General features: G+C 70.3%; 15 protein-coding genes and 1 pseudogene. 6 read left to right on the forward strand and 10 right to left on the reverse strand.

What is annotated here, in order from left to right:
- Positions 1-3: 3 nt before the first annotated feature.
- From N912_RS66000 to N912_RS0133345, 6 genes and pseudogenes are all read right to left on the reverse strand, one after another.
- A pseudogene (locus N912_RS66000) lies at positions 4-1,260 on the reverse strand (amidohydrolase family protein); the annotation flags it as partial.
- A 56-nt stretch (positions 1,261-1,316) separates the two neighbouring features.
- Positions 1,317-1,913, reverse strand: coding sequence for a YdcF family protein (locus N912_RS62580; RefSeq protein WP_084211434.1), 597 nt, complete (start codon positions 1,911-1,913; stop codon positions 1,317-1,319).
- A gap of 2 nt (positions 1,914-1,915) precedes the next feature.
- A complete protein-coding gene (locus N912_RS62585) occupies positions 1,916-3,280 on the reverse strand; it encodes a helix-turn-helix domain-containing protein (protein ID WP_169748000.1) in 1,365 nt (454 codons plus the stop codon).
- Between the two features lie 624 nt (positions 3,281-3,904).
- Positions 3,905-4,873: a methylmalonyl Co-A mutase-associated GTPase MeaB gene (gene meaB / locus N912_RS0133335; RefSeq protein WP_028925818.1), complete on the reverse strand. Its 969-nt coding sequence runs from the start codon at positions 4,871-4,873 to the stop codon at positions 3,905-3,907.
- The gene (gene scpA / locus N912_RS0133340) at positions 4,866-7,037 is read right to left on the reverse strand and encodes a methylmalonyl-CoA mutase (RefSeq protein WP_028925819.1); all 2,172 of its coding nucleotides are present in this window, start codon (positions 7,035-7,037) and stop codon (positions 4,866-4,868) included. The genes meaB and scpA overlap by 8 nt, the downstream gene beginning before the upstream one ends.
- A complete protein-coding gene (locus N912_RS0133345; RefSeq protein ID WP_084211436.1) occupies positions 7,034-8,995 on the reverse strand; it encodes a methylmalonyl-CoA mutase family protein in 1,962 nt (653 codons plus the stop codon). The genes scpA and N912_RS0133345 overlap by 4 nt, the downstream gene beginning before the upstream one ends.
- Positions 8,996-9,093: 98 nt before the next feature.
- Between N912_RS0133345 and N912_RS0133350 the strand changes: the two genes are divergently transcribed.
- Together N912_RS0133350 and N912_RS0133355 are read left to right on the forward strand one after the other, a co-directional pair.
- Positions 9,094-9,654 (forward strand): suppressor of fused domain protein, encoded by a 561-nt coding sequence (locus tag N912_RS0133350; RefSeq protein ID WP_028925821.1) that lies wholly within the window; start codon positions 9,094-9,096, stop codon positions 9,652-9,654.
- Between the two features lie 105 nt (positions 9,655-9,759).
- Positions 9,760-10,929 (forward strand): hypothetical protein, encoded by a 1,170-nt coding sequence (locus tag N912_RS0133355; protein WP_028925822.1) that lies wholly within the window; start codon positions 9,760-9,762, stop codon positions 10,927-10,929.
- Here N912_RS0133355 and treZ read toward each other — a convergent pair.
- Positions 10,926-12,671 carry a malto-oligosyltrehalose trehalohydrolase gene (gene treZ / locus N912_RS0133360; RefSeq protein WP_028925823.1) on the reverse strand — a complete coding sequence of 582 codons (1,746 nt, stop codon included), beginning with the start codon at positions 12,669-12,671 and terminating at the stop codon, positions 10,926-10,928. The two genes, N912_RS0133355 and treZ, sit on opposite strands and share 4 nt — an antisense overlap.
- Before the next feature lie 74 nt (positions 12,672-12,745).
- Here treZ and N912_RS56270 point away from each other — a divergent pair, with 74 nt between their 5' ends.
- Positions 12,746-14,332 (forward strand): DHA2 family efflux MFS transporter permease subunit, encoded by a 1,587-nt coding sequence (locus N912_RS56270; protein WP_084211437.1) that lies wholly within the window; start codon positions 12,746-12,748, stop codon positions 14,330-14,332.
- A gap of 74 nt (positions 14,333-14,406) precedes the next feature.
- Here N912_RS56270 and N912_RS0133370 read toward each other — a convergent pair whose 3' ends face one another.
- Positions 14,407-14,982, reverse strand: coding sequence for a TetR/AcrR family transcriptional regulator (locus N912_RS0133370; protein ID WP_425415340.1), 576 nt, complete (start codon positions 14,980-14,982; stop codon positions 14,407-14,409).
- Positions 14,983-15,159: 177 nt separating this feature from the next.
- Here N912_RS0133370 and N912_RS56275 point away from each other — a divergent pair, with 177 nt between their 5' ends.
- Complete coding sequence (locus N912_RS56275; protein ID WP_156994208.1) at positions 15,160-16,755, forward strand: DHA2 family efflux MFS transporter permease subunit; 1,596 nt, start codon at positions 15,160-15,162, stop codon at positions 16,753-16,755.
- A gap of 13 nt (positions 16,756-16,768) precedes the next feature.
- Here N912_RS56275 and N912_RS0133380 read toward each other — a convergent pair whose 3' ends face one another.
- The gene (locus N912_RS0133380; RefSeq protein WP_028925825.1) at positions 16,769-18,271 is read right to left on the reverse strand and encodes an FGGY-family carbohydrate kinase; all 1,503 of its coding nucleotides are present in this window, start codon (positions 18,269-18,271) and stop codon (positions 16,769-16,771) included.
- A complete protein-coding gene (locus N912_RS0133385) occupies positions 18,264-19,691 on the reverse strand; it encodes an L-fucose/L-arabinose isomerase family protein (RefSeq protein WP_028925826.1) in 1,428 nt (475 codons plus the stop codon). Before N912_RS0133385 ends, N912_RS0133380 begins: the two co-directional genes overlap by 8 nt.
- Positions 19,692-19,851: 160 nt before the next feature.
- Here N912_RS0133385 and N912_RS0133390 point away from each other — a divergent pair, with 160 nt between their 5' ends.
- Both N912_RS0133390 and N912_RS0133395 read left to right on the forward strand, forming a co-directional pair.
- A complete protein-coding gene (locus N912_RS0133390) occupies positions 19,852-20,841 on the forward strand; it encodes a LacI family DNA-binding transcriptional regulator (RefSeq protein WP_028925827.1) in 990 nt (329 codons plus the stop codon).
- A gap of 338 nt (positions 20,842-21,179) precedes the next feature.
- Positions 21,180-22,595, forward strand: a complete 1,416-nt coding sequence (locus tag N912_RS0133395; protein ID WP_425415341.1) for a family 2B encapsulin nanocompartment shell protein — start codon at positions 21,180-21,182, stop codon at positions 22,593-22,595.

The raw sequence follows: 22,595 nt of genomic DNA on the forward strand, positions 1-22,595 counted from the left end.
CTCCGGGTCGCCGACAGCGGCCGGATCGGTCAGCGGGTCGGCGTCGAGGACGACCAGGTCGGCGAGCGTGCCGACCCGCACGGTGCCCAGCCGGTCGGCGAGGCCGAGGGCACGGGCACCGGTGGCGGTCGCCGCGAGCAGGGCCTCGTGTGCGGACAGCCCGTGATGCACCATGCGGCGCAGCTCGATGCCGGCATCCGAGAAGGGCTGCCAGTCGTGTCCGAGCGCGATCGGCACCCCGGCGGCCCGGGCGGCGGTCAGCGTCCGGCCGGCCTCCTCCAGGTTGCGCAGGGCCAGCTCGACCAGCGGGGGCGTCCACGATGCCGCCTCCCCGCCCGCGCGGGAGTCGATACCGGCGACGCCGTAGTAGCACGACAGCGTCGGCACCAGGACCTGGCCGGACTCGGCCATCGCGTCCAGCAGGTCCGGGCGCCGTGCGAGGTACATGCCGTGCTCGATGGTGTCCACGCCGAGCCGGATGGCCAGCTCGGTGCCGTCGATCCCCTCGGCGTGCGCGGCGACCCGGTAGCCCAGCCGGTGCGCCTCGTCGACCAGCGCGGCGATCTCCGCACGCGTGAGCTGCGCCGGGGCCGGATCCTCCAGCTCGACCGACCGGGCGCCGGTGGTCATCACCTTGACGAAGTCCGCGCCCCGCCGGACCTGCTCGCGCACCGCCTTGCGCACCTCGTCCGGCCCGTCCGCCTCCCGGTACATCCCGTCGAAGAACCGCCCGCCCGGCGCGCTCGCCGACACGATCCGCCCGCAGGTCAGCACCCTCGGCCCGCGAAACGCCCCGTACCGCATGGCCTGCCGGGCCGTGACCACCTCATCGCCGTACGAGCCCACGTCCCGAACGGTGGTGAACCCCCGGCGCAGCGTCTCCCGCAGGCCGGCGGCGAGAAGGTGCGCGCCCACCCCGGGCCACAGCGGCTCCGCGCCCTCAGCCGGGGACGGCGGCTCGGCGAACAGGTGGGCGTGCGCGTCGATCAGACCGGGCAGCAGCGTCCGCCCGGCCAGGTCGACCACCGCCGCCCCCTCCGGCGCGGGCTCGGCGGCGTCGCCGATGCGGGCGATCCGGCCGTCCTCCACCAGCACCGCCGCGTTCGGCCGCACCGGCGCCCCGGTTCCGTCGAACAGGCGCGCGTTGGTCAACCACATCCGACCGGGCGCGGGATCGGGATCGGCGAGCAGGCAGGGCATCCGGGTCATGACGTCGATGTTGCGGGCGCCCGCCGCCGCGAACAACGACCGTCCACTCATCGCATCGATGCGCCAGGCTCATCGATCCTGGCCCGAGGAAGCGGTGGCCAGAACGTTCACCGCCAGGTGCCGTTGACCAGATTGACCTCCTTGAGCGATCCGGTAGCCAGCCTCGCTGGGATGGTGCGCCACTCACGCAGCACCCGCTGAGCCCCGACCGAGGACCGTGTCCACCAATCATTTCTGGTGACCGCGTGCCCGCCATAATGCGGTTCCCAGGTGACCGCATAAAAACAGGGTGCTTCTGGTAAGGCTGCTCGGAGTTGCTGAATGGCGCGTCGGTGGTACCACTTGCACACGGCTGTCAGGCTCATGTTCGATGCTAGGATTTCTCGGAGCAGTGGGAGTGCTTGTTCGACGTTTCCCTGGGTTGTGGTGGATCGAGCCTCGTAGCGGATCACCGGCTCGGGCACGTCGCGTTCGAGAAGAATGCGGCGGTGCTCCTCGGCCTCGATTACACCGGTGTGGCGGTTCACTCCGCCGGTGAGGATGATCAGCGAGGCGAGACCCCGGTGGTACTGGCGTGCGGCTACCTCGGCCGGTATGAGCTGGTTGGTGCCGAAGATGATGTGTGCGGTGGGCTGGCTCGGCGGGGCGTGCACGTCAAGGTACGCAGTGATCTTTGCCGCTTCCTCTGCGCTAACTGGTTCCATGATCAGCTGCCTGAATGAGCGTCTTGCATCACGGTAAGGTACAGGTCGTGGTATTCGCGGGCCTCGGTTGTTCCTGGAAAGTCGTGGGTGAGCTGATGGTCGATCTTTTTTGCCAGTACTGCTACCGGCTGCACTATCCGTGGAGTGTTGAGCGCGGCGCTGGCGACGGCATAGGCCTCGCCGAGTTCGCCGAGACCGGCGAGGGCCAGGCCAAGAATTAGTTGGGTGCGTGCGAACCCTGACGGATTTTGATGTACGCCGTCGCCGGTTCTGTAGTAGGTCTTCATGACCCGTTTGGTTGCTGCTGCTGCCTCCCGATACTGTCCGAGGAGAAGTAGAGACGTCGCGGTGTACGGGGGATCGTCCGCGAGATTGATGGAGAATGCGCCCCGTGCCGGTAGGTCGGACGGGAGTTTGGAGATCGCTTTCTCGGCGCTTCTTCTTGTCTGCGCCACCATGCGGGAGTCACGCAGTAGCGCCCAGGCGCGCATCTCTTGCGCGACGAGTTTTGCGTGCGCGACAGTGCCGAGTGGAGCGCACGACTGCCCCCGTTGCGCGTGAGCGACGGCCTGCCGGGCATGGCCGTCGTAAAACGACATCAACACCCGGGTTTGAGCCGCCCAACCAGATAGCTCGGGGTGCTCGGCTCGTCGGCCGCACCGGTCGGCATCAGTGCACCACACCAAGGAGGCGCCACGATCAGCAAGGTCATGTGTTAGCAATGCGAGCAGGTTTGACAACCACCCGGCAATGACGGCCACGTCTCGACTGCGGGAAGCGGGGGTCGCTTCGAGCAGCGAGCCGACATATTCTCGAACCCCGAGGACCTCTTCGTAAAGCTCTTCCGGCAGCGTGTGGCGAAAAGTCCGTCGGTAATGCGCGACAAGCTCGTCAAGGTTCTCCAGGTCGTTGCGGCCCGGATCAGATGGCCCAACCGCGCAGGTTGTTTCCAGAGCCGCGACCACTCGGGGAAGCGCCCCGCGCCCAGCCGTACGTTCAAGCCCCAGCGCAGTGAATCCCGCCCCGAGGTAGCCAACGACCTGGCGACGCGTTGGCACAGGACTCACCTCCCACGAGCCCGAAGGGTCTCCGACGACGTCTGCGATGTGGTCGCTCTCGCCACGGTGTGCCACGTCGACGTCGTCAACTGTGGTGAGATCTGTCTGAGCGGGGTCGAGGCCCAGAACCTGGGCGATATGAGGGAGCCAGAAGTAGCCGGGCTTGCGCACCCCTCGCTCCCAGCGGGACACGTAAGCCCTGGTCAGCGAGTCGTGGTCGGCCGTCTGGTTGAGCACACGGGCCAACCGGGCCTGGGACCACCCCAGGGCTTGCCGTGCTTGGCTGATCGTCTCACCAATGCTGGTCACAGTGCCGCCTCTGTACCGCAGTGGATCTTTGGCCCCTCAGTATGGCCCCCTCTGGCCCTGGCCGGTGGCTCTCCCCCCAATCCACGACCAGCAGATGGACTAGGGACGTGAGCGAGACAGCGATGGGCCGCGACGACGACCCCGACCGTTCGGCGCGTGTGGTAGCGCGCCGCAGCGAAGATCCGAACCTGGATGGCGCATTGGCTGGCGTGGAGGGATGCCACTGCGGATGCAGCCTGAAACCACCGGTGAACGGTGAGTGGTGGTGGCCCCACACGGACCCTGAGCCGGACCAAGACGTACGGGCCGTGGTTCGCTTCGGCGATCACCCATACATGCGGCGCATCATACGAACAAAGAGCGGATGGATTGAACGTCACGGCAACATGCAGCCCCTTCCATGGAGAGAAGTCGGGCTGTGCTCGGTGGGCAACTGTCATCCCGTGGTTCGCGCCAAAGTGCTCTAGCGAAGTCTCCGTATGTTCAATTCAGCAAGGGTGGAAACGTGATGGAGAAGAAGTCGATGAGTAGGACGCGAATACGGCTGTGGTGGTGTAAGGAATGGTTCCTTGGTGTGTGGGAGATGACCATGGCGGTGCTCAGGCCGCGCTAGCTTTTAATGCCTCACCTCAGGCCGAATGCTTTCAGGATGCGGTCGGCGCCGAGCGCGGGGGTCAGTTCGCCGTCCAGGACCGCGCGCTCCAGCTCGGGGGACAGGGCGCGGACTTCGGGGTGGTCGCGCAGCGCCGCGCGCAGCCGGTCGTCGACCATGGTCCACATCCAGCGGACCTGCTGGCGTCGGCGGCGGTCGGTCAGTTCGCCGGTGGCCTCCAGCCGGTCCTGGTGGTCGACGACCTTGCGCCAGACCTCCTCGATGCCGGCGCCGGTGGCTCCGCTGCAGGTCAGTACGGGCACCTCCGAAGGGCCGCGCAGCAGGCGCAGCGCGCCGGCCAGTTCGCGAGCCGCGCGGCGGGCGTCGCGCTCGGCGGGGCCGTCGGCCTTGTTCACGGCGATCACGTCGGCGAGCTCCAGGATGCCGCGCTTGATGCCCTGCAGGGAGTCGCCGGTGCGGGCAAGGGTGAGGAACAGGAAGGTGTCGACCATGTCGGCGACCGCGTACTCGGACTGGCCGACGCCGACGGTCTCCACGATCAGCACGTCGTAGCCGGCGGCCTCCAGGACGACCATGCTCTCCCTGGTCGCGGTGGCCACCCCGCCGAGGGTGCCGGCGGTGGGGGAGGGACGGATGAACGCCGCCTCGTCGGTGGCGAGCCGGGCCATCCGGGTCTTGTCGCCCAGGATGCTGCCGCCGCTGCGCGAGGAGGACGGGTCCACCGCGAGCACCCCCACCCGGTGGCCGGCGGCGGTCAGCCGGGTGCCCAGCGCGTCGATGACCGTCGACTTGCCCACGCCCGGGACGCCGGTGATGCCGACCCGGCGGGCCTTGCCGGTGGCCGGCAGCAGCTCCACGAGCATTCGCTGGGCCAGCTCGCGGTGGTCCGGGCGGCGGGACTCCACGAGCGTGATGGCCCGCGCCACCCAGCGCCGCGCGCCCTGGCGCACACCTTCCAGGTAGGCGTCCAGCTCACCCATCGGACTCGGACCGCAGCGCGGACAGCAGCTCGCCGGCGGCGTCCGCGATCACCGTGCCGGGCGGGAAGATGGCGGCGGCGCCGGCCTCGCGGAGCGCGTCGAAGTCGCCGGGCGGAATCACGCCGCCGACCACGATCAGCACGTCCTGGGCGCCCAGCGCGGCCAGCTCGTCGCGCAGCGCCGGCACCAGGGTCAGGTGCCCGGCGGCCAGCGAGGACACCCCGACGATGTGCACGTCGGCCTCCACGGCCTGGCGCGCGACCTCGGCGGGGGTCTGGAACAGCGGGCCGACGTCCACGTCGAAGCCCAGGTCGGCGAACGCGGTGGCGATCACCTTCTGGCCGCGGTCGTGGCCGTCCTGGCCCATCTTGGCCACCAGGATCCGGGGCCGGCGCCCGGTGGCCGCCTCGAACTCCGTGCAGGCGCGGCGCGCCGACTCGATGGCGTCCACCCGCCCGGCCTCCTCCCGGTACACCCCGGACAGCGTGCGCAGCGACGCGGTGTGCCGCCCGTAGACCTTCTCCAGCGCGTCGGAGATCTCCCCGACGGTGGCCTTCGCGCGGGCCGCGTCCACCGCGCGGGCCAGCAGGTTGTGCTCAGGACCCGTGCCCGAAGCGGCGGCGGTCAGCGCACCGAGCGCATCTGCGCAGGCGGTTTCGTCGCGTTCCGAACGGAGCTGGCGCAGGCGGGCAACCTGCTGGGCGAGCACCTCGGCGTTGTCGATCTTCAGGACGTCGATGGACTCGTCGGTGTCCACCCGGTAGGTGTTCACGCCGATCACCGGCTGGCGGCCGGAGTCGATGCGGGCCTGGGTGCGGGCGGCGGCCTCTTCGACGCGGAGTTTGGGGATGCCCTCGCCGATGGCGGTGGCCATCCCGCCGGCGGCCTCCACCTCCTCGATGTGCTCCCAGGCGCGCCGCGCCAGGTCGTAGGTCAGCCGCTCCACGTAGTGGCTGCCGCCCCACGGGTCGATCACCCGGGTGGTGCCGGACTCCTGCTGCAGCAGCAGCTGGGTGTTGCGGGCGATCCGGGCGGAGAAGTCGGTGGGCAGCGCCAGCGCCTCGTCCAGCGCGTTGGTGTGCAGCGACTGGGTGTGGCCCTGGGTGGCGGCCATCGCCTCCACGCAGGTGCGTACCACGTTGTTGTAGACGTCCTGGGCGGTCAGCGACCAGCCGGAGGTCTGGCAGTGGGTGCGCAGGGACAGCGACTTGTCGCTCGTCGGCTCGAACCGGCGGACCAGCTTGGCCCACAGCAGCCGGGCCGCGCGCAGCTTCGCGACCTCCATGAAGAAGTTCATCCCGATGCCGAAGAAGAACGACAGCCGGGGCGCGAACGCGTCGATGTCCAGGCCCGCGCCGACGCCGGCGCGCAGGTACTCGACGCCGTCGGCCAGCGTGTAGGCCAGCTCCAGGTCGGCGGTCGCGCCGGCCTCCTGGATGTGGTAGCCGGAGATGGAGATCGAGTTGAACTTCGGCATCTTCGCCGAGGTGAACGCGAAGATGTCGGAGATGATCCGCATCGACGGCCCGGGCGGGTAGATGTAGGTGTTGCGGACCATGAACTCCTTGAGGATGTCGTTCTGGATGGTCCCGGCCAGCTTCTCCGGCGGCACGCCCTGCTCCTCGGCGGCCACGATGTAGAGCGCCAGCACCGGCAGCACGGCGCCGTTCATGGTCATGGAGACGCTCATCCGGTCCAGCGGGATGCCGTCGAAGAGCTGGCGCATGTCGTAGATCGAGTCGATGGCCACGCCGGCCATGCCCACGTCGCCGGGCACCCGGGGGTGGTCGGAGTCGTAGCCGCGGTGGGTGGGCAGGTCGAACGCGACGGACAGGCCCTTCTGGCCGGCGGCCAGGTTGCGGCGGTAGAACGCGTTGGACTCGGCGGCGGTGGAGAAACCGGCGTACTGGCGGACGGTCCAGGGCTGGGTCAGGTACATCGTCGGGTAGGGGCCGCGCAGGTACGGGGCGATGCCGGGGTAGGTGTCGAGGAAGTCCAGGCCCTCGGTGTCCTCGGCGGTGTAGACCGGGGGGACTGTGATGCCCTCCGGGGTGGTCCAGGCCAGGTCGGCGGTCTCGTCCACCAGCTCGGCCCACTGCTTGGCCGCTTCCGGGTGTGCGGAGGGTGGCTCGAAGGGCAGTTCGCCGAAGTTCGGGATCGTCATGCCGGCACCCCCAGTTCGTCCAGCGTGCGGGTCAGGATCTCTACGGCGTCGCAGCCGGTGTGGATGTAGCCGTCGACCCCGTTGTCGGCGGTCCCGGGGCGGCCGGCGAGCAGGACGGTGGTGGCGCCGGCCTGGCGGAGGGCGGTGGTCACTTCGGGGGCGGACTCGTCGTAGTCGCGGTCGGCGCCGCACAGGCAGGCCACGGTGGTCCCGGCCTTGGCGAACGCGTCGGCGAGCTCGGACGTTGTGCCCGTGCCGGTCGGGGTGGCGAGCCCGCCGGCCTGGAACAGGTTGGACGCGAAGCCCACCCGGGCGGTGTGGCGGGCGGCCGGGCCGAGGGCGGCCAGGAACACGTGGGCGTCGTGTCCTTGAGCGCGGTCCCGCAGTGCCTCGAACGCGGCGGCACGGCGCACCCGGGGGAGCAGGCCGTGCGGGGCCGGGCGCGGGTCGGGCGGGCGGACCGGGGCGCGTTCGTCCAGGTTGGGGAACTCGCTGACCCCGGTGACCGGTTCCTTGCGGGTGGCCAGGTTCCGCTCGCGGGCCCGCCAGGTGGTGGCCAGCCGCTCGGCCAGCGAGCCGTCGCGCAGCACGGCGGCCAGCCCGCCGGCCCGCTCGATCTCGGTGAACAGCTCCCAGGCCCGCCGCGCCAGCGCCGTGGTGAGCGACTCGACGTACCAGGAGCCGCCGGCCGGGTCGACCACCCTGGCCAGGTGCGACTCGGCGACCAGCAGCGACTGGGTGTTGCGGGCCATCCGCCGGGAGAACGCGTCCGGCAGGCCGAGGGCGGCGTCGAAGGGCAGGACGGTGACCGCGTCCGCGCCGCCGACGCCGGCGCCGAACGCGGCCAACGTGGTGCGCAGCATGTTCACCCAGGGGTCACGGGCGGTCACCATGACCTCGGAGCTCACCGCGTGCTGGCGCTGCGCGGCCTCGGGGCCGGTCGCGTCGCACTCGGCGGCCACCCGCGACCACAGCGCCCGCGCGGCGCGCAGCTTGGCGATCGTGGCGAACTGGTCGGCGGTCGCGGCGTAGCGGAACTCGATCTGGGCCAGGGCGTCGGGGACGGTCAGGCCGGCCGTGTCGCTCGCGGTGAGCGCGCGCAGGTACGCCACCCCGGCCGCCAGCGAGCAGGCCAGCTCCTGGGCGTCGTCGGCGCCCGCGCCGTGGTAGGCGGTGGCGTCCACGGTGACCGCGCGCAGGTTCGGCCGTTCCCGGGCGCAGCGCGCGGCCAGCGCGCCGGCGGTGTCTAGTCCGGCGTCCAGGTCCGTGTCGGCGGCCACCGCCGCGAGCCGGCCCAGTGGGTCCGCGCCCAGCGTGCCGGCCAGCGCCGCCCTGGGCACCTCGCGCTCGTCGGCCAGCCCGAGCAGTTCGGCGGCGGCCGCCTCGATGTGCGCCCCGGCGTCCAGCGCGATCGGCGCCATGTCCAGGTACACCCCGGCGAGCACCGTCCGCAGCGACTCCACCGGGATCGCGCCCTCGCCGAGCACCAGCCACAGCGAGCCGACGCCGTTCTCCAGGTCGGCGAGCACCGCCTCCGAGGTGGCCGTCACGTCCGGGTCGGCGTGCCGGGCGCGCACGTCCCAGCCGTCCGGCGACGACCCCAGCGCCCGCCCGCCCCGGGTGAACGGCGCCAGCCCCGGCATCCCCGCGCTCGCGCCCTCGGCATCGTCGGCGGTGTACAGCGGCGCCACCGACACCCCGTCGGCGAGCGCGCTGGCCAGCAGCCGCTCCACCTCGTCCGGGGCGCCACCGTCGAGCTCGCGCCCGGCCTTGCGCAGCACCCCCGCGACCAGCTCGCGCCACCGCTCCCGCGACGCCGGCGGGAAGTCCCCGGCCAGCGACAGCTCCGACCGCTCCGATCGCCCTGACCGCTGTGTTTTCGCCTCATTCGCCGGCGGGGCTGGTACAGCGCTCTGTGCTGGGTTGCGTCCGCGTCGGTGCGGGTCGCGCTGTGTCATTCCAGCACCTTAGGTGTCGAATCGCCGCCGGTGGCCGCTGTGTGGCGAGGTCAACGCCCGATCGTGCCCGCCGCGCCGAGCCGGAGCATGATGCGGACGTGACGAGCACGCGCGCCGCCCGTTTCCTCGCTCACCTCGACCGCCTGTCCGGCGGCGTCGAGCCCACCTTCCACCCGATCGAGCCGAGCACGCCCGGCGGGGAGAAGACCTGGGTCATCGCCTACCGGAACCTGGCGGACGGACTGCTCACCGGCATCACCTACGGCCTGTCCAGCACCGACCACCCCGACTGGCGGTTCGGCCGGCCCGAGCTGATCATCAACGTCGCGTCCACGGACATCTCCTGGGCGTTAGCGATCGGTCACCTGGTCGACCGGCTGCGCGGGGACTGCCCGTTCAGCTACGGCAACACGATCGACTTCGGCGTCCCCATCGCCCCGGACTCCACGATGTCGGCCTTCATGATCTTCGCCCCGTCGACGCTGGACCCGGAGGACAGCGGCATCGACGTCGGCGACGAGAAGCCGATCAACCTCAGCGAGTGCTACCCGATCCACGACTCCGAGCTCCGCTACATCGCCGAACACGGTCTCGAGGCCTTCTGGAAGCTCGACTGGGAGCTCTACGACGTCACCCGCCCACCGGCGGACGGAGCGTGACCACCCCTGATCACCGCGCGCCGACATGTCCTCAGCACGGACTCCCGAACGAGACCTCCGTGACGCGGCGCTGGGTTAGGCTCGCATTCGCGGCACAACAAGACCATGTGGGCGGGCCTGATGGGCGCACGGGGCAAGGCGCTAAAGGCGGTCGTAGGGTACTGGCCGCTGTTGGCGATTCCACCGATCGCGGCGGTCCTGCACCTCATCCTCGTGCTCATCGGCACTCCGTGGACGGCCAGCGAGTGGGCGAGCAACATCGTCTTTGCCTACGTCGTCACGGTGGCCACCGTGCTGCTGTCGCGTCGACAGGCACAGTTGCAGGAGTCCGTGGCCAGCTCGGAACTCGTGGAGAAGATCGCCGCCGTAACCGGAGCCTTGGATGCCCTCCGGGCGCACTGCGAGGCGAGTGTCGGGCAACAAATACTCATTGACGCGCGTGCCGGGCTTCATCTCCTCCGATACGCCGACCCGGTTTCACGGCGAGAGTATCTCGAAACGCTCAGGCTTGCCGCGCGGCGCTTGTTCGATCTCGTGACCGGGTCGGTGCGACCGTATACCTACTGGAGCCGCGACGAATGGGTCGCGCTTGCGCGGGCGACAGAGAAGCTGGCGGGGGAGCTCGACGCTCAGGTGCGCGACCGCGCCGATCGCGAGTCGACGGAGTTCCTGGAGCTGCGGCTGTTCCTGCGGGACCTGCGGCGGGCCAGCGGGCCGGGCGACGCGGTCCCGTTCGAGCCGTTCGAGAGGAGCTTCCGCCGGGGCGAGATCGGCCAGCGGATCCGAGCACACCTGAACTGGGAGCTGCTGCGCAAGCACGTCGAATCGGGCACCGGGCGGATCACCGTGCATCGCGAGTGGTCCATAGCCTGGCTCGAAGAACACGAGGTCTTCTCCGTCTGGTACACGACGCCCGAGAAGGTTCTGGCCGCGTACGATTCCGCCGGCGCTCGCCCGATACGGTTCTCCGAGATCGACGATTACTACGACGGCCTGCCGGAGCATTCACGTGCCACGATCGACTCGATGGCGGACGCGCTGCAACTGCGTCCACACGCCACACTTCCACAGGTCGAGATCGTGACCCTCCAGTTGTCGAGAAAGCAGCTGCTCGTCATCGACGGAAACCACCGGATGTCTGCCATCCGCCGAAACCGGCCACATCGGAGCGGCCCTGTCCCGGCGACCATCGTGGAGTACCGAATCGATGCGCCGCTGGATCCGGATCTGTTGCCGGACCTGCGTCATCACCAACAGGTCGAAACGCCGGCCTAAAGCTTGGTCACCAGCTCGACCACCGCGAACGCCTCCGGTGGGAGCCGCAGCGAGGCGTCGGTCGCCTTGGCCTCCGCGTTGGTGAGCAGCACCTCCCCGACCGGCGCGTCCAACCCGACATCGGCGGCGCTCGCGCCCAGGTTGACCACCACCCGCAGCGCTCCCCGGACCAGCACCACCGTCCGCGCGGCCTCGTCGACCTGGACGCCGAGCCGGTCCAGCCACGGGTCGGACAGCTCCGGCCGGGCCCGGCGCAGCGCGATCAGCTCGCGGTAGGTGCGCAGCAGCGTGGCGTGCGGCTCGGCGGCCGGCTCGGACCAGTCGAGCGTGGAGCCGGTGAAGGTGCCCTCGGCGTTCGGGTCCGGGACGGTCACGCCCGCGTCCCAGCCGTGCTCGGCGAACTCCTCGAACCGGCCCCGGCGGACGTTCTCGCGCAGCTCGGCGTCCGGGAAGTGGGAGAAGAACTGCCACGGGGTCCGCGCGCCCCACTCCTCGCCCATGAACAGCATCGGGGTGTACGGCGAGCACAGCACCAGCGCCGCGCCGCAGGCCAGCAGCCCGGGGGACAGGCTCGCGGAGATCCGGTCGCCGGCGGCACGGTTGCCGACCTGGTCGTGGTTCTGCAGGTAGGCCAGGAAGCGGTGGCCGGGGATGAGCCGGGTGTCCACGGGTCGACCGTGCCGGCGGCCGCGGAAGCTGGACGGCGTGTCGGCGTGGAAGAACGCCCGGCGCAGGGTTTGCGCAAGCCCGGGCAGCGTGCCGAAGTCGGCGTAGTAGCCCTGGCGCTCGCCGGTCAGGGCGGCGTGCAGCTGGTGGTGCACGTCGTCGTTCCACTGCGCGGCCAGCCCGTAGCCGCCGCCCTCGCGGGCGGTGACCAGCCGGGGGTCGTTCAGGTCCGACTCCGCGATCAGGCTCAGCGGCCGGCGGACGTGCGCGGCCAGCCCGTCCACCTCGACAGCGAGCTCCTCCAGCAGGTGCACGGCCCTGGTGTCGAGCAGCGCGTGCACCGCGTCCAGCCGCAGCCCGTCGAGGTGGAAGTCGCGCAGCCACATCAGCGCGTTCTCGATCACGTACCGGCGCACCTGGTCCGAGCCCGGGCCGTCCAGGTTCAGTGACGGGCCCCAGATGTTGCTGCCCCGGAAGTACGGGCCGAAGCGGTCCAGGTACGCCCCGGACGGGCCGAGGTGGTTGTACACCACGTCCAGCACCACGCCCAGGCCCCGGGCGTGGCAGGCGTCCACGAACCGCTGGAACGCCTCGGGCCCGCCGTAGTTCTCCGTCACCGCGTACCAGAGCACGCCGTCGTAGCCCCAGTTGCGCGGCCCGTCCACCGCGTTCACCGGCAGCACCTCGACCAGGTCCACGCCCAGCTGAACCAGGTGGTCGAGCCGCTCGATGGCCGCGTCGAAGGTGCCCGCCGAGGTGAAGGTGCCGATGTGCAGCTCGTAGAGCACGCTGCCGGGCAGCGCCCGGCCGGTCCAGGCGTGGTCGGTCCAGGCGAACGTGTCCGGTCGGTACACGGCCGACGGGGCGTGCACGCCCTCGGGCTGGCGCGGCGAGCGCGGGTCGGGCAGCGGGGTCGGGTCGTCGTCGAGCAGGTAGGCGTAGCGGCTGCCCGGGCCGGCCGCCGGCACCTCCACCCGCCACCAGCCGTCCCCGGCGGGCGCCAGCTCGTGCCGCTCGCCGTCCACCTCAACCCGCACCCGCGCCTTGCCGGGCGCCCACACACCGAACTCGGTCACGTGGCGCGATCCTACGGGCACACGATCGGGGACATGGCCGGCGAACATCACGTCACTGACTACTGTAATCAAATATGTCAGAGGCGACAGCTCGGTCGGGCCGTTCCTCGGGCTGGGTGCTGCCGCTGGTCGTGCTGATCGTCGGCATGTTCATGTCCGTACTGGACACCAGCATCGTGAACGTCGCGATCCCTCGGATGCAGACCTCGCTGAGCGCGAGCACCGAGGACATCAGGTGGGTGGTCACCGGCTACACGCTGGCGCTGGGCGTGATCGTGCCGCTGAGCAGCTGGCTGGGCGACCGGTTCGGGGCCACCCGGGTTTACCTGGGCTCGCTGCTGGGGTTCACCGTCGCGTCCGCGCTGTGCGGCATGGCCTGGGACCTGTCCAGCATGATCACCTTCCGGGTCATCCAGGCCATCCCCGGCGGGGTGCTGCCGGTGATCACCATGACGATGCTCTACCGGATCGTGCCGATGGAGAGCATCGGCGCCGCGATGGGCCTCTACGGCTTCGGCGTGGTGTTCGCGCCGGCGGTGGGGCCGACCCTGGGCGGGTACCTGGTCGAGTACGTGGACTGGCGGCTGATCTTCTACATCAACGTGCCGATCGGGATCCTGGGCGCGGTGGCCGCGCTCGCGGTGTTCCCCCGGATCCAGCCGACGAGCTGGCCCAGGTTCGACCTGTGGGGCTTCGTCACCAGTGCCTACGGCCTGTTCGCGCTGTTGCTGGCCACGGACAAGGGGGAGGACTGGGGCTGGACCAGCTACCGGGTGCTGATCCTGCTCGTCTCCAGCGCGCTCAGCCTGGCCCTGTTCGTGGTCATCGAGCTGGAGGTGGACGCACCGCTGCTGGACGTGCGGGTGTTCAAGGTCTGGCCGTACACGAACTCGCTGCTGCTGATCTCGGTGATCTCGATCGGGCTGTTCACCTCGCTGTACTACATCCCGCAGTTCCTGCAGGTGATCCAGGGCCTGCAGGCGCTCAACTCCGGCCTGGTGCTGATGCCCTCGGCGCTGGTGATGGTGGTGCTGATGCCCATCGCCGGGAAGCTCTACGACCGGTTCGGGCCCCGGTGGCCGGCCGTGATCGGGCTGTCGCTGACCGCGTACGGCTCGTTCCTGCTCGCCCAGATCACCCCGGACGTGCCGCGCGCGCAGATCATCCTGTGGACCACCATCCGCAACATCGGCATCGGGCTGTCCATGATGCCGATCATGACGGCCGGCGTGGCGGCGCTGGCGGCCGCGCAGGTCAGCGTGGGCAGCGCGCTGAACAACGTGGTCCAGCGGGTGTCCGCCAGCCTCGGGCTCGCGGTGTTCGGCGGGCTGATCACCGCCCAGCAGGCCCAGTTCATGGCCGACCGAGGCTCGATGATGTCCTCCGGCCCGAACGCCCTGCCCGAGATCGCCGAGGCCGAGCAGCGGGGCCCGGAAGGCCTGCTCCCGTACTACATGCAACTACAGAAGGACGCCACGACGACCGCCTACGCCAACATGTTCATCATGGTGACCGGCCTGTGCGTGGTGGGCGTAGTCCTCGCCTTCCTGCTACGCCACGGCAAGGCCACCCGCGCCGCCGCCCCACCCCCACCCGAGCCCAAACGCCCCACTCCCACCGTCCCCGCCCCACCCCCCGACCGCACCGAAGTGCACGTCTGACCGCCCCGCACAACCACTCCGTACCCGGCACACCTGCTTCAGCGCGTGTGCCGGGTACGAACTGGGTGTACGGGCTAGTCCATGGCGGCGCGCGCGAGCTGGGACATGGAGTGGCCGGCGACCAGGAGGGGGTCGGGGGCGCGGGCGGCGCGGGCGAGGATGAAGGCGCCTTCCAGGACCATGATCATGGTGTATGCCAGGGAGCGGGCCGACTCCGCGTCGGGGACCCACCGGCCGAACCAGTCGGTCCCGGCCTGGACCCACTCGTCGAACACGCGGGCCGTCGCCAGGCGGAGGGGGTCGTTGGTGCTGGCGACCTCCAGCGCGACGGTGGCGATCGGGCAGGCGTCGGCGTAGTCGGTGGCGGCCAGGTTCTCCGCGGCGGTGGCGAACGCGTGCTCGATGGACTCCAGCGGGTCCGGCACGGACTCCAGCAGTGCGAGTACCAGCCGCCCGTACTCCCGACCGGCCGTCCGGATCGTCTCCTCGGCCAGTTGCTGCTTGCCGCCGGGGAAGAAGTGGTAGATCGACCCGAACGGCGCCGAGGACTCGGCGGCGATCCGCTTCAGGCCGGTGCTCGCGTAGCCGTTGCGGCGGAACAGCGTCGCGGCGGTGTCCTGGATCCTGGTCCGAGTGTCCGGCAGTGTCACGTCAATCGCCCCGCTCGTTCGCGCCCGCTAGCCCCGTCGCCACCCTACATTAGAACGATCTATCAAGTGGGTGGACGGCGCGCCCGACCAGCGGGGTCAAGGTGATTTCGGACATACTTAGAGAACGCTCAGCAATTAATTTGAGTACCTAACGTTCTCTATGTAACTGTGGAGACCATGGCTCGTGAATCCGAGGGGGAGGCACGCTCCGGCGGCTGGGTGCTTCCGCTGATCGTGCTCATCACCGGCATGTTCATGTCGGTGCTGGACACCAGCATCGTCAACGTCGCGATCCCGCGCATGCAGAGCGCGCTCGGCGCCAGCACCGAGGACATCACCTGGGTGGTCACCGGCTACACGCTGGCGCTCGGTGTGGTGGTGCCGCTGTCCGCGTGGCTGGGCAGCCGGATCGGCGTGACCCGGCTCTACCTGGCCTCGCTGCTCGGCTTCACGGTCGCCTCGGCGCTGTGCGGCATGGCGTGGGACCTGGACAGCATGGTCTTCTTCCGGATCCTGCAGGCCATCCCGGGCGGCATCCTGCCGGTGGTCAGCATGACCATGCTGTACCGCATCGTGCCGCCGCAGAAGATCGGCACCGCGATGGGCATGTACGGGCTCGGGGTGGTCTTCGCGCCCGGTGTCGGCCCGACGCTGGGCGGCTACCTGGTGGAGTACGTGGACTGGCGGCTGATCTTCTACATCAACGTGCCGGTCGGCATCATCGGCGCGATCGCCGCCGCCGTCGTGCTGCCCCGGGTGCGGCCCACCACCTGGCCCAAGTTCGACTTCTGGGGCTTCCTGTTCATCGCATACGGGCTGTTCGCGCTGCTGCTGGCCACCGACAAGGGCCAGGACTGGGGCTGGACCAGCTACCCGATCCTGATCCTGATCGTGTCCAGCCTGTTCAGCCTGGCGCTGTTCGTGGTCATCGAGCTGGAGGTGGATGCGCCGCTGCTGGACCTGCGGGTGTTCAAGGTCTGGCCGTACGTCAACTCGCTGCTGCTGATCGGCGTTCTCATGATCGGCATGTTCAGCACGCTGTACTACGTCCCGCAGTTCCTGCAGATCACCCAGGGCATGGAGGCGCTGGACGCCGGCCTGGTGATGATGCCCTCCGCGCTGGTCATGACCGTGATGATGCCGATCGCGGGCAAGCTCTACGACAAGATCGGACCGCGCTGGCCGGCGGTGATCGGGCTGATCATCACCGGCGTGGGTTCGTACCTGACCGCGCAGATCACCCCCGACCTGCCGCGCGCGGACCTCATCTGGTGGACGGTGATCCGCAACATCGGGGTCGGCCTGTGCATGATGCCGATCATGACCGGCGGCCTCTCCGCGCTGCCGCCCGTGCTGACCAGCGCCGGCAGCGCGATGAACAACGTGATGCAGCGGGTGTCCTCCAGCGTCGGGCTGGCCGTGTTCGGCGGGCTGATCACCGCCCAGCAGGCCCAGCTGCTCGGCGACTGGGGCTCGCAGATGGACCCGGCCCAGTCGGAGCGCCTCGGCAAGGCCGCCGAGCAGGGCTCGAAGGGCCTGCTGCCGATCTACCAGGAGCTGCAGAAGCACATCGTGACCACCACCTACGCCAACGTGTTCCTGGCGGTGACCGGGCTGTGCCTGCTCGGCCTGGTGCTGGCGTTCATGCTCCGCTCCGGCCCGGCCAGGCCCGCCGCCGGCCCGCCACCCGCCCCGGCCCGCCCGGCCCAGCCCGCCCGGGAAGCCAGCCGCACCACCGCACCCGAGCAGGAGCCCGTCCCAGCCCGCACCTAACCGCGGTCAGCCCTCAGCGCTGGCGGGAGGCCAGGAAGTGGGCGATGTCGGCGGTGGCGGGGTAGAGGTTGCGGTAGTGGTGGTAGTAGTGGGCGTACTCGTCGGTGGCCGAGGGGGTTGGGCGGACGGTTGTCGACGGCGGGTTCCAGGCGGCGGCGTCGGGGCGTGAGCCCGTCGCGACGGCGGCCAGCAGGGCGTCGCCGAGGGCCGCGCCGATGGTCTCGGTGGGTACGAGCTGCTCCTGGCCGGTGACGTCGCTGACGATCTGGGTCCACAGCCCGCCCTGGGTGCCGCCGCCGACGGCCACCAGCCTGCGGGCGCCATCGGACGGCATGGTCTCCAGGTTGTGCCGCACGCCGTAGGCGATGCCCTCCAGGGTGGCGCGGTAGATCTCGCCGACGCCGTGGCGGGTGGTCAGCCCGGCGAGCACGCCGCGCGCGTCCGGGTCGAACAGGGGGGTGCGCTCGCCGGCGAAGTACGGCAGCAACAGCAGCCCGTTCCCGCCGACCGGGGCCTTCGCCGCCTCCGCGACCAGGTCCGCGAACTCACCACCGACCAGCCCGCGCAGCCAGTCCGTGATCAGCCCGGAGGTGGCCATCCCGGCGGCCATCGAGTAGCTGCCCGGCCACACGCCCCGGGTGGTCCACAGCGCGGGGTGTGGCGCCGGCTCGGCCAGCACCTGGATCAGGAACATCGTGCTGCCGTACATGACCATGGTGTCGCCGGGCTCGGTGACGCCCACGCTGGTCGCCTCGGCCCAGGCGTCCACCGTGCCCGCCGTGACCGGCAGCCCCGCCGGCAGCCCCGTCTCGGCGGCCGCCGTGCCCGTGACCGTCCCGACCACCTCGGTCGGCCAGGCCAGCCTCGGCAGCTCGATGCCGGGCGCCACTCGCGCCGCCCAGTCATACGCCCAGCCGGCCGCGCGCAGGTCGTACATCGGGTCGCACTGGCTGGCGGAGTGGTGGTCCAGCACGTACTCGCCGGTCAGTTTGTGCACGAGGTAGGAGCTGGCCATCAGGAACAGCCTGGTCTTCTCGTACACCTCCGGCTCGTGGCGGGCCAGCCAGCGCCACTTCGGCCCGACCGCCTGCGAGGACAGCGGCGTCCCGGCCCTGGCCAGGATGGCGTCCGCGCCCAGCTCCTCGGTCAGCTCGTCGATCTCCCGGGTGGCGCGGGTGTCCACGCCGTAGAGGATCGCCGGGCGCAGCGGCCGGCCGTCGGCGTCGGCGGGCAGCAGCACCGGCCCGATGCCGCTGACCGCCAGCCCGGCCAGCGAGCGCCCGTCGGCGGCGGCCACCAGCTCGCGGCTCAGCGCCAGGAAGTCCGCCCACCAGACGCTCTCCGCGTCGTGCTCCACCCAGCCGGGGTGGGGGTACGACGTCCGGTGGGGTGGGCGGGGCTCCTGGGGTAAACACGGCCGCGACGCCCTGGCCAGCACCTCACCGCTGGGCGAGACCAGTACGCCCTTGGAGCTGGCCGTGCCGATGTCGATGCCGACCAGCAGGCTGTCAGCCACGTGACCACTCGTCGAGCCGCACGCCGAGCAGGTCGGCCACCGCGCGCATCTCGGCGCGGCGGTCGCCGGGCACGGCGTGGATGTGGTTGGCGCCGAACCGGGACAGGAACCGCTCGGCCGGCACGTCCAGCCGGGCGAACGCGTGCGGCCACTCCGGCGTGGACTGGTTGACCAGCTCCCGGGTCGTCGCGTCGTCGTAGGTCTCGAACTCGCCGAGCATCAGCTGCAGCCGGTACTCGCCGTTCTCCCTGGTTAACCGGCCCAACGTCATCTGTCCCGGCGCCGCGATGTGCTGCACGGACGCGCCACCGGCCGGGAAGAAGAACACCTCGGGGTAGAAGTTCACCCTGGCCAGGTTGGCGGCGGGGTCGTCGCTGCGCGCGGCGTACCAGGTGGCGTGCTGGCCGGAGTTGCACAGGTCCCAGATGTCGCGGTCGGCGTGGTAGTGCCGGACGTCGGCGAACAGCGCCGGGTCGCCGGAGACCTTGTGCATGAGCTGCATGGTCAGCGCGCCGTCCATGTCCGCCTCGGTGGCGGTGATGTGTACGGGCTTGGGGCCGTTCCAGTCGTACGGGTCGTTCAGGAACGCCTCGGTGACGTCCATCGTCGCGAAGTGCTCGGTCAGCTCGGGCTGGCCCTTGATCCCGGAGAAGTCCAGCTTGCGCTCGGCGATGATCTCGCGGATGGCCAGGTAGCTGCGGATCTGCCGTTCCAGCAGCTCCGGGGTGAGCTTGTTGCCGTCGTAGTGCACCCCGGCGGCGTGCTGCTCGATCCACTCGCGGGCCTTGGCCGCCTCGCCGGCGTCCGCCTTCTCCGCGCGCAGCACCAGCTCGTACTGGTCGATCTCCTCCACGTCGATGCCGAAGCGGCGCATCCACTCGTCGGTGTTCGCCACCGTGGTGTTCATGCCCATCGGCCGCCCACCGAACCGCCCGAACGTGGACCCGCGCAGCGACGCCACGGCGGCAGCCGCCCGCGCGTGCGCCCCGGCCGCCTCGACCAGCCCGGCGCCGCCATCAGCACTGTCGGGCGCGCCCCACAGCCGGGTGTGTTTCCGCCCGATCTGGTCCAGCGCCCCGCCGGCGGCCAGCATGCCGACCAGGCCGGGCTCGGTGGGGTCGGTGCTGGCCACCAGGATCAGCGGGCTCCGGGTGGCGTCGGCGGCCAGCATGGTGAAGTGCGGGAACGCCCACACCGCGTAGTAGAAGATCGTGACGTCCACGCCGGCGGCGGCCACCTCGCGGGCCACCGAGCCGGCCAGGTCGTTGCGGGAGACCAGGTCGGAGCCGACCACCACCTCGTGCCCGGCGGCCCGCAGCGACTCGACCAGGCCGGCCTGCTTGGCGGCGATGAACTCGGCGTTGCGGGCGTGCACGTGATCGCGGCCGTCGGAGATACTGATCACGCCAATGCGGGCCACGGCCCCTCCTTAGCATCCGGTCCGGTTCCGGTCGGCGAGGCAACAGCAACCTCGACCGGCCGCGGCGCCGCGCTCTCAGAGCCACCCTGCGAGTAATCGATTACTCAAGACGTTATTGTTCCTACTGAACAGTGTCAATAGGCGGTCAAGGGGTGTCGAGATGGCGACCATCAGCGACGTGGCCGCGCTGGCCAGGGTCTCGGTGGCCACCGTGTCCCGGGCGCTGAACGGCAAGGAGTCGGTGGACCCGCAGCTGGTCGCGCGGGTGCGCAAGGCGGCGGCCGAGCTCGGCTACCACCCCAACGGCCTGGCCCGGAGTTTGCGCAAGCGGCGCACCGCCGTGCTCGCGCTGATCATCTCCGACGTGGAGAACCCGTTCTTCACCGCGATCGCGCGCGGCGTCGAGGACGTCGCGCTGACCGCCGGCTACTCCGTGGTGCTGTGCAACTCCGACGAGAAGCTGGACAAGGAGAGCCGCTACCTCGACGTCGCGGTGGAGGAGCGGGTGGCCGGCGTGGTGATCTCGCCGACCGGGGAGTCCACCAGCGTCGAGGTGCTGCGCAGGCGGGGCACGCCGGTGGTGGCGGTGGACCGCCCGCTGGACGACGTCGACCAGGTGCTGGTGAACACCCGGCTGGCCGCGCAGGAGGCGACCGCGCACCTGGTGGCGGCCGGCTACCGCCGCATCGCCTGCGTGACCGGCCCGCCCGGCATCCGCACCGCCGACGACAGGCTGGCCGGCTACCGCGACGCGCTGGCGGCGGCCGGGATGGCGGCCGATCCGGGCCTGGTGCGCCGCGCGGAGTACCGCGCCGAGGGCGCCGAGCGGGCCACGGCGGAGCTGTTGCGGACGGCCGGTGTGGTGGACGGGCTGCTGGTGGCCAACAGCGCGCAGGCGGTCGGCTCGCTGGAGGCGCTGCGGACCGCCGGCCGCCGGCTGGGCACCGACGTGGGGGTGGTCGCCTTCGACGACGCGCCGTGGGCGACGCTGATCGACCCGCCGCTCACCGTGGTCGCCCAGCCCGCCTACGAGCTCGGCGCCGTCGCCGCCAGGCTGCTGCTGGACCGCATCGAAGGCGACGCTCACCAGGTCACCGTCCGCACCCTCGACGCCCGGCTCATCGAACGCGGCAGCAGCCGTCGAAACTGACCCGTTCAAAGAATGCGTGATCCTGGCAGCTCGCCCGATAATGAGTCAAGCGTACTCGTCGGTTATGGCACCTGGGAGTTACCCGGGGTGCCCGGTTGGCCCATTACGCAGTGACCCCGGGTGCGACCGCTCGTCACTCATTCGATAGATAGGGACGAGGCGGCCGCGCTGCTATATTGGCTTTCGTCCGGCCGGCCCATTCAGCCCACAACTCCCACACGGGCACAGCTCGGCGATCAGTTCACTTAAATAAGTTCAGCGAACATGAATCATGTGCGTACTCGCGTGCGCGCACGGCCCCTGCGTGCCCGGATTGAAAGGTGTGAATCGTGACCGACGTGCTGGAGCCCGGAACCGAGGTCGAGGAAGAACGGTCGAGGCAGAGCCTGAGTACGGCCGCCGCGCGCAATTTGGCGACCACCACAAAGTCAGTGCCCCAAATGCAGGGCATCACCTCGCGTTGGCTTTTGCGCAAGTTGCCCTGGGTCGAGGCGACCGGTGGGACGTATCGGGTGAACCGGCGGTTGAGCTATGCCCTCGGCGACGGGCGGTTGACGTTCACGAACGTCGGCGACGACGTCCGCGTCGTGCCGGGTGAGCTGCGCGAGCTGCCGATGCTGCGCACGTTCGACGCCGACGACTCCGACGAGGTGCTGGCCGCCCTGGCGGACCGCTGCGAGCAGCGCGAGTTCCGGCCCGGCGACGTCATCGTCGAGTTCGGCCACCAGGCCGACGCGCTCTACCTGATCGCGCACGGCAAGATCAGTAAGACGGGTGTCGGCAAGTACGGGGAGAGCACCACGCTCGGCGTGGTGGCCGACGGCGACTACTTCGGCGACCGCGAGATCGCCACCGAGGACGGCATCTGGGAGTTCACCGCCAAGGCCGTGACCAGGTGCATCGTGCTCAGCCTCGGCAAGGAGCGGTTCGACGAGTTCGTCGGCAACGCCGAGTCGCTGCGCGAGCACCTTGACCGGGTGCGCTCCGAGGACGGGCCGGCCCGCAACGAGCACGGTGAGGCCGAGATCGACCTGTCGTCCGGCCACGCCGGCGAGCCGGACCTTCCCGGCACGTTCGTGGACTACGAGCTGGCGCCCAGGGAGTACGAGCTGAGCGTGGCGCAGACCGTGCTGCGGGTGCACACCCGGGTGGCGGACCTCTACAACGAGCCGATGAACCAGCTCGAACAGCAGCTGCGGCTGACCGTGGAGGCGCTGCGCGAGCGCCAGGAGCACGAGATGGTCAACAACAGCGAGTTCGGCCTGCTGCACAACGCGGACCTGAGCATGCGCATCCCCACTCGCGCCGGCGCGCCCACTCCCGACGACTTCGACGAGCTCCTTTCCATGGTGTGGAAGGAACCGGCATTCTTCCTGGCCCACCCCCGGGTGATCGCCGCGTTCGGGCGGGAATGCACCAAACGCGGTGTCTACCCCAGTGGCGTCGATTTCGGCGGCCACAAGATACCGGCCTGGCGGGACATCCCGATCTTCCCGTGCAACAAGATCCCGGTGAGCGACGCGCGTACCAGCTCGGTCATGCTGGTGCGGGCCGGCGAGCAGAACCAGGGCGTGGTCGGCCTGCACCAGACGGGAATTCCGGACGAGTACCAGCCGGGGCTCTCGGTGCGGTTCATGGGCATCAGCGAGAAGGCAATCATGTCGTATCTGGTCAGCGCCTACTATTCGGCGGCGATCCTGGTCCCGGATGCGCTTGCGGTGCTCGAGGATGTCGAGATCGGCCGCGAAGACTAA

Source organism: Actinospineispora acaciae DSM 45401, assembly GCF_000620785.1.
GTDB lineage: Bacteria > Actinomycetota > Actinomycetes > Mycobacteriales > Pseudonocardiaceae > Pseudonocardia > Pseudonocardia acaciae.

Bases quoted from the DNA above. Each gene is read 5' to 3' on its own strand.
- N912_RS0133390 (WP_028925827.1), top strand. From the start codon at position 19,852: ATGGCGACCATCAGCGACGTGGCCGCGCTGGCCAGGGTCTCGGTGGCC.
- meaB (WP_028925818.1), bottom strand. From the start codon at position 4,873: ATGGGTGAGCTGGACGCCTACCTGGAAGGTGTGCGCCAGGGCGCGCGG.
- N912_RS56275 (WP_156994208.1), top strand. From the start codon at position 15,160: ATGGCTCGTGAATCCGAGGGGGAGGCACGCTCCGGCGGCTGGGTGCTT.
- N912_RS62580 (WP_084211434.1), bottom strand. From the start codon at position 1,913: ATGGAACCAGTTAGCGCAGAGGAAGCGGCAAAGATCACTGCGTACCTT.
- scpA (WP_028925819.1), bottom strand. From the start codon at position 7,037: ATGACGATCCCGAACTTCGGCGAACTGCCCTTCGAGCCACCCTCCGCA.
- N912_RS0133345 (WP_084211436.1), bottom strand. From the start codon at position 8,995: ATGACACAGCGCGACCCGCACCGACGCGGACGCAACCCAGCACAGAGC.
- N912_RS56270 (WP_084211437.1), top strand. From the start codon at position 12,746: ATGTCAGAGGCGACAGCTCGGTCGGGCCGTTCCTCGGGCTGGGTGCTG.
- N912_RS0133355 (WP_028925822.1), top strand. From the start codon at position 9,760: ATGTGGGCGGGCCTGATGGGCGCACGGGGCAAGGCGCTAAAGGCGGTC.